The 11,223-nt window shown below is 57.1% G+C and carries 12 protein-coding genes; 3 read left to right on the top strand and 9 right to left on the bottom strand.

All coding sequences use genetic code 11. The annotated features are described in order from the left end of the window. Window positions 1-22: 22 nt before the first annotated feature. From HJ536_RS19040 to HJ536_RS19070, 7 genes are all read right to left on the bottom strand, one after another. Entirely contained in the window at window positions 23-835 is an 813-nt protein-coding gene (locus HJ536_RS19040) for an ABC transporter permease (RefSeq protein ID WP_177158996.1), read from the bottom strand. Continuing rightward, the gene (locus tag HJ536_RS19045; RefSeq protein ID WP_177158997.1) at window positions 832-1,641 is read right to left on the bottom strand and encodes an ABC transporter permease; all 810 of its coding nucleotides are present in this window, start codon (window positions 1,639-1,641) and stop codon (window positions 832-834) included. The genes HJ536_RS19040 and HJ536_RS19045 overlap by 4 nt, the downstream gene beginning before the upstream one ends. A gap of 77 nt (window positions 1,642-1,718) precedes the next feature. Further along, a complete protein-coding gene (locus tag HJ536_RS19050; protein WP_177158998.1) occupies window positions 1,719-2,831 on the bottom strand; it encodes an ABC transporter substrate-binding protein in 1,113 nt (370 codons plus the stop codon). Between the two features lie 97 nt (window positions 2,832-2,928). Next, window positions 2,929-3,960: an ABC transporter ATP-binding protein gene (locus HJ536_RS19055; RefSeq protein WP_338082462.1), complete on the bottom strand. Its 1,032-nt coding sequence runs from the start codon at window positions 3,958-3,960 to the stop codon at window positions 2,929-2,931. 105 nt (window positions 3,961-4,065) lie between these two features. Next, window positions 4,066-4,974 (bottom strand): LysR substrate-binding domain-containing protein, encoded by a 909-nt coding sequence (locus tag HJ536_RS19060; RefSeq protein WP_177159010.1) that lies wholly within the window; start codon window positions 4,972-4,974, stop codon window positions 4,066-4,068. Between the two features lie 78 nt (window positions 4,975-5,052). Continuing rightward, window positions 5,053-5,787 carry a class II aldolase/adducin family protein gene (locus tag HJ536_RS19065; RefSeq protein ID WP_177158999.1) on the bottom strand — a complete coding sequence of 245 codons (735 nt, stop codon included), beginning with the start codon at window positions 5,785-5,787 and terminating at the stop codon, window positions 5,053-5,055. After that, window positions 5,784-6,923 (bottom strand): TauD/TfdA family dioxygenase, encoded by a 1,140-nt coding sequence (locus tag HJ536_RS19070; RefSeq protein ID WP_177159000.1) that lies wholly within the window; start codon window positions 6,921-6,923, stop codon window positions 5,784-5,786. The genes HJ536_RS19065 and HJ536_RS19070 overlap by 4 nt, the downstream gene beginning before the upstream one ends. Before the next feature lie 116 nt (window positions 6,924-7,039). On the opposite strand from HJ536_RS19070, the gene HJ536_RS19075 reads away from it, so the two are divergent. Next, window positions 7,040-7,933 carry a LysR substrate-binding domain-containing protein gene (locus HJ536_RS19075; protein ID WP_177159001.1) on the top strand — a complete coding sequence of 298 codons (894 nt, stop codon included), beginning with the start codon at window positions 7,040-7,042 and terminating at the stop codon, window positions 7,931-7,933. Between the two features lie 278 nt (window positions 7,934-8,211). Here HJ536_RS19075 and HJ536_RS19080 read toward each other — a convergent pair whose 3' ends face one another. After that, window positions 8,212-9,105, bottom strand: a complete 894-nt coding sequence (locus HJ536_RS19080) for a LysR family transcriptional regulator (protein WP_177159002.1) — start codon at window positions 9,103-9,105, stop codon at window positions 8,212-8,214. A gap of 116 nt (window positions 9,106-9,221) precedes the next feature. Between HJ536_RS19080 and HJ536_RS21005 the strand changes: the two genes are divergently transcribed. Continuing rightward, window positions 9,222-9,524 carry a twin-arginine translocation signal domain-containing protein gene (locus HJ536_RS21005; RefSeq protein WP_228028822.1) on the top strand — a complete coding sequence of 101 codons (303 nt, stop codon included), beginning with the start codon at window positions 9,222-9,224 and terminating at the stop codon, window positions 9,522-9,524. 102 nt (window positions 9,525-9,626) lie between these two features. Next, window positions 9,627-10,343 carry an alpha/beta hydrolase gene (locus HJ536_RS19085; RefSeq protein ID WP_228028823.1) on the top strand — a complete coding sequence of 239 codons (717 nt, stop codon included), beginning with the start codon at window positions 9,627-9,629 and terminating at the stop codon, window positions 10,341-10,343. A 56-nt stretch (window positions 10,344-10,399) separates the two neighbouring features. Here HJ536_RS19085 and iolB read toward each other — a convergent pair whose 3' ends face one another. Then, window positions 10,400-11,194, bottom strand: coding sequence for a 5-deoxy-glucuronate isomerase (iolB, locus tag HJ536_RS19090; protein ID WP_177159003.1), 795 nt, complete (start codon window positions 11,192-11,194; stop codon window positions 10,400-10,402). Window positions 11,195-11,223: the final 29 nt, after the last annotated feature.

Genomic DNA, 11,223 nt, shown 5'->3' on the forward strand with positions numbered 1-11,223 from the left:
AGTTTTGGGGGAGTAAGGCGGATCAGCCGCCTTTTCTGGCTTGGCGAAAGTGCACAGCGGCGCGGAGCACGATGATCAATGTGACCACGCAGATTAAAAGAACCGAGAGAGCTGCGATTGCCGGATCGACGTTGTCACGCAGGCCCATCCACATGCGGCGCGGCAAGGTGACTGTTTCGACCGAGGTGACGAACAGGGTCACGCCGATTTCGTCCCACGAAAGCAAGAAGCACAGGAAAAACGCACCAATCAGGCCGAAGCGGATATTGGGAAGAATGACGCCGAATACCCGTGTGGGAACGCTGGCCCCCATGGATTGGGCGGCAAGGTCGATGCGGCGGTCCAGCTGGCTCAGCGCAACCATGATCACAACCACTGCATAGGGGACGATCATCACCGTGTGGGCCAGCACGACCCCGCCCAATTTGTCGTAGGCGATGATGCTGTTCCACTGCGACAGCTTGTTCAGAAAGAAGTACAGCGTGAGTGATGACACCACGGGCGGTGCGACCATGGGCAACAGAACAAAGCCGGTCATCAATCCAGCCATGCGCGGCTTCAGCATCCAGATGCCGATACAGAATGCGCTGGCCAGAATGACCGCACAGAGGCTAGCCAACAGACCCACCTGAATGGAACTGAGCAGGCTCGCACCCCATTCCGGGTCCTCGAACAATGATGCGTAGTGGCGCAGCGACCACTTGCCATCGGGAAGGCTCAGATAACGGCGCGAGGTGAAGCTGACCGGCACCACGGCGATCAACGGCATCAGCAAGAACAGCGCAACAATGGCAGACAAAAGGGTGGCAATCGCACCGGGGTGAAGGCGGCTCATTGGGCAATCTCCCCGTAGCGGCGCATCAGCAGGTAAAGGATGCCACCTACGGCGATCATCAACACCACGCTCATGGCGGCGGCGACGCCCCACTGGGGGATTTGGAAAATCCACAGGTAGATCAACTCTGCGATCAGGACCGACTGCCCCCCCCCGAGCAGCGCTGGAGTGACGTAAAACCCGATCGAGAACACAAAGACCAAGAGAAAGGCGCCCATCACACCACTTGCGGTCATAGGAACAAAGACCTGCCAAAAGACCCGAAGGCGCGAGGCTCCCATTCCGTCGGCAGCGGTCAGCACACGCTCGTCCACGTTGCGCATCGCGGTTGCCAGTGGGAAAACCGCAAACGGGATCAGATAGTGGGACATCCCAACAACAACGGCGAATTCATTGCGGGTCATCTGGATGGCGCTGTCGATCAGCCCCATGTCCTTGAGCCAGGTATTCAGCAGCCCGCGGTTTGACAACATCGCCAGCCAGCCGAAGGCGCGGCTGAGGACGGAAATCCAGAAGGGGATCATGATGCAAAGCTCGGTCAGCAGCCGTACCATTGGCCGTCCACGCACCCAAAGAAGCGTAATCACATAAGCGCAGCTCACCGAAACGACGGTTACGATCAGACACAGACGAACGGTCCGCCAAATCACGCTGAGCGTCAAAGGATCGCTCAGGACTTGCTGGTATTGCGCCAAACCGGGAGAGGGATCGGTAAAGCTAAGCTGCATGATCCCGAGAAACGGCAACAGATAGCTGCAGCCGAGGAAAAGCAGCAGAGGAGATATCAGGAAAAGTGTGGGGCGCATGAAGGCTCCTTTGGTGCCTTCGGATCGCAGGGAGGGAGCTGTGCGATCCGAAGGACTTGGGCCGGTTTGAAGAGGGATCAGGCAGAGATGATTTTCAGATAGTTATCCAAGGCCGACCCGTAGTTTTCTTCGTACCAGTCTGTGTCGAGGGGCACCTGCTTGGGCAGGTTTGCAGGATCCATCGGATTGAAGCGGCGGTTTTCTTCGGCGATCAAAGCGTCAGCAGCCGGGTTCGACGGACCGTTCCCCATCAGTTCGAACAGCATCGCCTGCCGCGCAGGGTCTTGGGTGCCCGCGATATACTTCATCGCAGCTTCCTTGCCGCCGGGGTTGCCCTTCAGCACACCGATGCCGCCCGGGCCGACGATCCCGTCCTGCCAGATAAAACTAATGTCGCCATCTGTGTCCTTTTCCAGAAGGCTCGCACGGGTGTTCCAGATCAGCGCCATCGACACGTCCCCGTTCAAAAGCAGCGATTGGCTTTCTGCGCCGCCGCCCCAGAAGGCACCAATATGCTCTTTGAACCCTTCGATTTTGGCGTGAGCACGCTCAAGGTCCAGCGGATAGAGATCGGCAGGAGCAACGCCATCGGCCAGCAAAGCGGCCTCCCACATGCCTGCACCCCATTTGTACATGGAGCGCTTGCCGGGGAATTTTTCGGTGTCAAAGAAGTCCACGATTGAGGTCGGGGGCGTATCAAATTGGGTCGCGTCGTAGGCGATCACATAAGAGTAGAAGTAGCAGGAGGAAGAATACTCCCAACCGAACCCTTCGCGCTGTTTCGTGGGATCGACGATGTCGTAATCGATCGGCTCCATCAGGTCCTTGCGGCCCAAGGCCTGCGACGAGAATGGATCGGCGTCAACCAAGTCCCAAGTCGGGCTGCCGCCTTGGACTTGCGCGGTAATCGCGCCTTCGGTCGGGCCAGAGCCGTCATAGAGCACGCTGATGCCGGTATCGGCGGTGAAGGGCTTGCCAAATGCCTCGTCCATAGCGTCCATAGCATCCCCGCCCCAGTTCACGAAAACGAGGCGGTCCTCGGCCGCTTGAGCTTTGCCCGCACTCAGGCCCAATGCGCTGGTTCCCAACAGAGCGGCAGCACCTTGCAGCATCTGACGGCGGGAAATCTGGCCTTTGGCAGCACGCTCCTGAAGGATATCGAAAAGGTCTTTCTGGAAATGTCTGTTCATACTCTCACCTGTTGTTTGGTTGGTTTTGGGCAGCGTTTTCCCTGTCCCGAACCGCAGTGCGGCTCGGGTCGAGGTCTTTTCGGATTTTTGGGCTCTGTCAGAGGGCGAAACTGTCCTGCTTGGCCCACGTCACGTGAAGCTGGGTTCCGGGATCGGGAACTGGCAGCGACGTTCTGTTGTCGTGGTAGAGCATCAACTCTTCGCCGGCTTGCGTTTCGAGCAAAAGCCGCGAGGTGGCCCCTAGGTAGACACGATCCCTGACCGTTGCAGGCAGTTGGATCGCATCACCTGCCCCAGCCAGACGCATATGCTCTGGCCGGATCGCGACATGGCGGAAGCTGGCCGCGTTTATAGGTAAATCCAGTGGCGTACCTGCGATCCCATTGTCGCTCTCATCCACCGACAGGATGTTGATGTCTCCAAGGAATTCAGCCGTGAAACGGTTAGAGGGACGCTCGTAGACCGCATCAGGCGTGTCGATCTGCTGAAGCTCGCCGTGGTTGAAGATTGCGATGCGCGTGGACAGAGCCAACGCCTCTTCTTGATCGTGGGTGACGAAGACAAAGGTCGTGCCTAGATCGCGGTGCAGACGGCGCAGTTCTTCTTGCATTTGGCCGCGCAGGTTCTTGTCCAAAGCGGAAAAGGGTTCGTCCAGCAGTAGCACCTTCGGCTCATAGGCGAGCGCCCGAGCCAACGCGACACGCTGTTGCTGGCCGCCAGACAGCGCCCGAGGTTTTTTGTCCTCGTGTCCCGAGAGGCCGACCATCGTAACCATCTGTGCAACGCGATCCGCGATAGCCGCTTTGGAGCGCTTCTGCACTTTAAGCGGAAAAGCGATATTCTCGGCCACGGTCAAATGTGGGAAGAGCGCAAAGCCTTGGAAAACCATGCCAAAGCCCCGTTGCTTGGCAGGCCACTTGGTCATGTCTTGACCTTCGAATAGGAACTGCCCCGAGGTCGATGCATCATAACCGCCGAGCAAGGTCAGAAAGGTGGTCTTGCCAGAGCCAGATGGCCCCAAGAGCGACAGGAACTCTCCCTGTGAAATGGTAAGCGAAACATCGCGCAGAGCGCTGAAATTTCCATACTTTTTACCGATCGAACGGGCTTCGATCTGCGCTGCGTCCACCACAATCGCCTCACTCTTTATCGCTGTTCAGATGAGCTCAGCGTAGTGATCGCTAAGAAAGGTGAGCAATTGAAACTTCTTTACGAACGCGACAAACGAAATTTGTCACGCACCCAATTCGTGACGCAATCCGCTCACTTCAAGTCGTGTTTTCAACCACTTATGAAATTCTATCACGATCGGATTATCCAGATTTTCTTCGGGTGTGCACAGAAAATACCCCGAGTCTGAGTGTAAAGATTGAGCAAACGGACGCATCAGTTTGCCTGACTGCACATCCTTGGCCCAAAGAACGGTGTCGCCGATCGCGATTCCCTCGCCCGCCATTACAGCGTTGTAGACGATGTTCATGTCAGAATAACAAATACCTCGGCGTGCGTGCTCGGCGGGTAGCCCTGCCTGACGCATCCAATCCTCCCAATCCGCGAAGTCCGCCATGTGCAGCAAAGTGGCACTTTTTAGAATGCTAGGATCATTAAAATTCTTGAAGCGGCTTAAATACGCTGGACTGCAAAGCGGTGAGAACTCGACATTCAACAGCGTTTCAGCAACCACATGAGCCCGCGCTTCCATTCCAAAGGTGATGAAGGTGTCAGCCTCGGGATTGCTTGTGTCCGTCAGATTATGACTGCTGATGACATTGAGGACCACTTCGGGGTTCTGCGCCAGAAAATCCCCCAAGTTTATAGATAGCCACGCAGACACAAAGCCCGGCGGGGCGCTGATCGTTAGTCGCCCACTTAGTCCGTTCAGCGACAGGCGCTGGGTCGATGTTGAAATCATGTTCAGCGCACGGCGAACATCCTCGGCATAGGCTCTGGCGCGAGGCGTGATTTCGGTCTCGTTGCCATTGCGTTCAAGGATTTTGAAGCCAAGGTCGCGCTCCAGCAACCGAAGCTGATGACTGACCGCGCTTCGAGTGACGTTCAGTTCACTGGCCGCACGCCAAAGCGCGCCGTTTCGGGCAACGCTTTCGATTGCGCGCAGCGCCTGAATAGAGGGATAGCGTTTGATGGTGGGCCCCTGTCGAAATGCGAAAGGCCCCTACTGCCTGATGCAGTAAGGGCAACATTTTCAGTTTGTTATGCCGATCTAAAGCGGGGGCAACCCGTTCTTGAGGAAGGCGAAGTGTTTGTCCGCCATTCCGGCATAAGGACGCCAGCCATCTGCTGTATTTTGCGCCACAGCGTCTGACAGCACCGCCAGAGGTTGTCCTGTCGAATACGCAAGGATCAGAGTCTGGGCCGCCTTTTCAAAGAAATACAGATCCTCGAAGGCTGCAGCGACGGTCTCGCCCACAATCGTGACGCCGTGGTTGCCCATCACAAGGACAGTCTTGTCCCCCAGCGATTGTGCCAGTCGCTCTCCTTCTTCGGTGGCATCCGCGATGCCTCCGAATTCCAGATCATAGGCCGTCCGCCCATAGAACCGCGCGGTATTGTTGTCGATGGGAACGACAGTCGGGTCCTTGAGGCAGGCCAGCGCCGTGGCATAGGGCGAATGACAGTGCAAGATTACTTTGGCATCGGGTTTCTTCCGGTGCAGAGTCCCGTGCACGCACCAAGCCGAGGCATCAGGCGCATTGGGACCTTCTAGCGCTGCTTCGTCGTTGCTGTCCAAATGCAGCAGGTCGTCCGGCCCGATGGTTGCAAAGTGCTGCCACTTCGGGTTCAGCAGAAACTTTGCCCCGTCAACAGAGGTCGCGGCGCTAAAGTGGTTTCCTACGGACTCGCTCCAGCCCAATTGATGGCAAATCCGGAAGGCCGCTGCGAGGTCCTCTCGAAGCGCGTCCTGGATCATGCTGTCTACGGCAACACACTGGTTCATGCTTTGAACCGCCCTTCACTGACCAGCGCTCGATAGGTCGAGCGCATCTCGGCACGGTCCACATAGGTTCCGCGCAGGTAACGGTCGCCGCTTTCTGCGGTATATGCTGCACGGCCATGCACGATGCGGTGATTGTCAAAGACCATGCATTCGCCTGCATTCATCAGGAACGTCATCATGTATTTCTCATCCTGCAGCATTTTTCCGAACCGGCAGAACGCGGGATAATAGTCATCCAGCAGTGCCTGATCCAAATCGAGGAAGTCTAGCATATGTTGGCTGATGGTAAGGCCAGACACTTCCCCATGCTGATCCAGTTCGATCACGGTCTGGCGCGAACGCATGTCGTAGTCATCATGTTCGCAGTAGAACGGGATCGCGATTTCGGAGAGCAGTTTGAAACCTTCAGGGTCGATCTTTTTGAAGTCATTGGCGACAGCAACGCCATCGGCATAAAGGCTATATCCCCCATCGACCGTATTTGCGCGGCAATGTAGAAACTGGACGCCCGGGGCGTGTTCCTCTGCGGGGGTGTCCGTGTGCAGTTCTAGCGCCGAAGCGGTGTACGCGGTGTTGGTCGGGTTGATGTGGGTTTTCACGTCAAAATATTCGCCAAAGAAAGTCGGCCGGATGTGCCCCAGAAGCGTTGCCGTTTCAGTCAACCCTTCATTGGTGTCGGGCATATCGGTGATGATGGTGAAACCTTCGACCAGCAGCGCTTCGATCCATTTCGCGCGTACTTCGGGGTCGCCTAGTAAATCGGGCTGACTGAACCGCGGAACATCGGGGTAATGATCGCCGAACCAAGGCTGGCGGACCACATCAGCGGGATCATGACGGGGTGCCGCAACCTTGTAGCATTCGAGCCAAGCCAGCGGGAACTGAGACACGTGCTCCTCGCCTGCCCATGTGATCTCTAGCGCGTCCTCTTTGACCTCTGCCGCCATCGCAATCGGGGCAGCATCCAGGTGGAAAATATCGAAGCTCCGCTCTCGGGTGGCACTGCTAAAAGAGCTAGGGCAGTTGTCGCGCAGCCAGTAGTAGTTAAAGTAATGCGCTGCCCCATCAGAGAGTTCTATTTCCAGACCTTTATCCTTCAGAACAACTGAGGTTGTAGGCGTGGCCATAATATTCATGATGTTTATCCGTTGTTTGAGAGGGGTTCGGATGTGAACTAAAGAAAATCTCTCACGACTTTCTTTTTGAAAATAGTCGATTTAGAGTGATCACAACTTAATCATTTGGTTAACTTATGGATCGCTTGCCTCCTCTTCGACTGCTCACCACTTTCGAAGCGTTTTCCCGCTACGGGTCCATGCGGCTGGCGGCGACGCGGATGAACGTCACACAACCGGCGATCAGCCAGTCTCTTAAGGCACTAGAGGCCCATGTGGGTGTCTCCCTAATCGACCGCAGTCGGAAACCGGCAGAACTCACCGAAGCAGGCCAAATTTTGGCGCGCGCTGTCCGCGACGGTCTTGGCCAGATCTCTTCGGCGCTCGAAGATGTGCGCTTTCTTAGCGGCCATGACACATCCCAGGTTACGGTGTCCTGCACTGTGGGTATGGCAACCTATTGGTTGATGCCACGTCTACCGGACTTCTACGGGCAGCACCCTGATATCACGGTGAACGTCCAAGCACCTGCCTCTGATCTGCCGAACCTCGCCCCGGGGATCGATATCGCGTTGCGTTATGGCACAGGCGACTGGCGAGAGGGTGTAACGCACAAACTGTTTGACGAAAGGGTGTGCCCCGTCGGAGCGCCCGCCATGCTGGATCGCTTGCGGGCCGAGGGGGTGGGGCTGGACGCTGCCCCGTTGATTCACGTGCGCAGCCCTCACAACCAGCACTGGGCCGGATGGGAAGACTACCTGCGCCAAAAGGGTATTCGCCGCGACAGGCTGACGGGGCAGACCTTTGACAACTATGTGCAGGCGGCGCAGGCAGTTCTGGACGGGCGCGGGCTGATGCTGGGGTGGCGTTCGATCTCTCATCGGGCTTTGCGCGATGGGGCGCTGCGCGAATGGCCAGAGGGCGAGATTAATTTAGGGACGGCTTACTACATCACCACCTCTGCTGCACCCTCGGCGACAGCAAAGGCCTTTGTGAGTTGGCTCAACGGGGCCGATGTGGCATCCCAATAGATCGGTACTCCCCAAGCCATTCGCTCAGTGATATTGCTAACCAAACCCAATCGACAAAATGCCTTTATTGCGGCCATTCAACAAAGTCATAGGGCTGTGTCAGCCTTTTCCTGATTTATTGATCTCGCGACCATAAATCTGTTCCACAATGCAGAAGTTTCCAGCGCGAACCTTGTGAGAATATCACAATTACACTTGGCAGCCCGGGCTGCGACTGACCAAGTTGATATACGCAATCGGATAACACGTTCGTCCTGTCCATCCAGCACCTAGCGGCTTCAGGGTCTATAGCGCAGTCGGTCAATCAGCAATCGCATGGCAGAAGTCATTTGCCGGCGGCTGGAATAGCACAGGGTGTAGCCCTCGAACGGGGGGCACCAATCGGACAACACCCGCCGCAAAAGGCCGGCGTTTATGTCGGCCTCGACTTCGGAGTACAGGACATAGGCGATGCCATACCCTTCGCGCGCGGCAGCCACACACAGATCCCCATCGTTGAAAATGAAGGGACCGCTGACTTTCTTGACGATCTCCTGACCATCCTTTTCGAACTCCCAGTCATAGGGTGCCGTGTCCGGTCCAAAGCGCATGGTGATGCAATCATGTTCAGCCAGATCGGTGGGATGCATTGGCTCTCCTCGTGCGGCGAAATACGCAGGAGTGCCGACAGCGGCCATCATCTGGGGCGGGCCCACCGGCACTGCAATCAGGTCGGGTCCAACAGCCTCGGCCAGCCGGATCGCGCCGTCAAAACGCCCCTCGGCCAGATCGACAACGCGGCTGTTCGTGCTGATCTCGACCTGAATTTCGGGGTAATCGCCAATCAACGCTTTGATCGCGGGCCAAAGCGTGCGCTTGGCCACGTCCTTAGAAGTGGTGATCCGGATCAGACCGCTGGGAGTGTCCGTCAGGGATTTCAATTCCTCGATCCGCGAGACGATCTGTTTCAAGCCCGGTCTCAGGCTCGTCAGCAATTTCTCTCCCATATCCGTGCAGGAGACGCTTCGGGTGCTGCGGTTGAGCAATCGAAACCCCAAGGACTCCTCCAGACGCCGGATCGTGTGGCTGACTGCGGACTGGGACCCACCCAGCCGGACGGCAGCCTTGGTGAACGCGCCCTCTTCGGCGATAGCCAGGAACACAGACAGGTCGGATAGATCTTCGCATTTCATATTGCATCTCCGTTGCAGGGCCGCGCCGCAGTGCATCATTTCCATGAATATTTGTCATCAAAGCAATGATGAAACAGCGGATAGCGCCGCGAAGGACGACAACCTAGATCACATTCATGAACAAAGAGGCGAAAGCCCCCCAGATGACCGATGCTCCATCCAAACAAAATTCATCAAGCCCTAGGCAGCGTTTCAACCTTCGCCGCCGGGATCTACTGAAACTCTCTGCGGCGTCTGTCGCGGCCTGTGGCGCGATCTCGCTTCCCCCCTCTTCGACCACAAAGGCACAAACCATAACCTGGGATAAAACCTTCCCCCAAAGCGAACTTGTCGACCACGAAAAGATCACCTTCACCACCCGCTTCGGCATCCTCCTTTCGGCTGATCTGTACCTGCCCAAACCCGCAGCGACAAAGTGACGCCCGCGATTGCGATCAGCGGTCCTTTCGGCGCAGTCAAAGAACAATCCTCGGGCCTTTATGCGCAGACACTGGCCGAACAGGGCTTTGTCACGTTGGCCTTTGATCCCTCTTTCACGGGTGAAAGCGGCGGGCAACACCGCCTCGCCCGATATCAACACCGAAGATTTCAGCGCTGCCGTTGATTATCTGGGGCAGCACCCGTCGGTTGATCGCGAGCGGATCGGCATTCTGGGGATCCGCGGTTGGGGTGGTCTGGCACTGAACACAGCCGCCATCGACAAGCGCATCAAGGCCGTGGCCACCAGTACCATGTACGACATGAGCCGACTGATGTCGCAGGGCTATTACGACAGCGTCACCCCCGAGCAACGCAGCCAAACTCTGGATCAGCTGGCAGCGCAGCGTTGGCAAGACGTGGATAACCGCGCCCCCGGTTACGGCCCCGTTTCATTGGAACTGACCGGCAGAGAGCCCCAGTTCGTCGTGGAATACGCCGCCTACTACAAGGACAAGAACCGCGGTTTCCACCCGCGGGCGATCAACTCGAATGCGTCCTTTTCGCTGACAACAGCCCTGTCATTTATAAATGCGCCGCTGATGTCCCACATTGCAGAAATCGCTCCGCGCCCGACCCTGTTGATCCACGGCGAAGCCGCACACTCATTGTACTTCAGCCAGACAGCTTTCGAGGCGGCTGCAGAACCCAAAGAGTTGCTGATCGTTCCGGGCGCCACTCATACGGACCTCTACGACCAGGTGGACAAAGTCCCGTTCGACAAACTAGCCGGATTCTTCGGTCAGCATTTGGCTGGCTAATCCGCACCATCATCCCCGCCCGTTCTGGTTCGGAGCGGGCGGGATTCTCTTTGGCCCTAGAACAAATGCTCCACCTCGGGCGCGGGGACGAACCGCCACTTGCGCAGGGGCCCCGCCATGACGTTCAGGTAATACATCTCGAATCCATAGGGCGCACCGCAAGGGTGATGCCCACGGGGCACACACACCACATCGCCATCTTTGACCGTCATGGTTTCGTCCAGCAGGCCATCGTCGGTGTAAACGCGCTGAATGCCGAAGCCATCCGCGGGGTTCAGACGATGATAATAGGTCTCCTCCAGATAGGTGATCCGGGGGAAATCGTCTTCGTCATGGCGATGGCTGGGGTAAGATGACCAGTGGCCCGCAGGCGTAAACACTTCGGTCACCAACAGGCTGTCGCAGTAGTCCTCGTTCTCCATCGCGATGTTATTGATGTAGCGGGTGTTCACGCCCTCACCGCGCTTGGTCAACTCAATGCCGTCGGGTCCGATGCGGCGCGCTTCGTGGCCACCCATGCCGGGCGCGGAACACACAGCGATGGTGCACTCAGTGGTCGCGGTTGCTTCCCATTTGTCGTCATTGGGAACGTACAGGCAGTGCGGCGTCTTCTTCTCAAAGACGTTCATGCGCTCGCCCAACACACCCCAGTCCTGTCCGGCTGCGTTAAACGAGGCTTTCCCCTCGACCATCACCAGAATGACCTCGCGATCACCGGTGACCTCGGACACAGCCTCACCGGCCCGCAGTCGATAGAGCGAGAACCCCACATACCGCCAGCCCGCGGATTCCGGAGTGATCTGATGCACCTTGCCATGGGTCCCAAAGGGTTTCTTCAATAGATCGGCCATTCTTCAATCCTTCCTGCCCGGGCGTCTTC

It is taken from the genome of Donghicola mangrovi, from assembly GCF_013377535.1.
Classification (GTDB): Bacteria; Pseudomonadota; Alphaproteobacteria; order Rhodobacterales; family Rhodobacteraceae; genus Donghicola; species Donghicola mangrovi.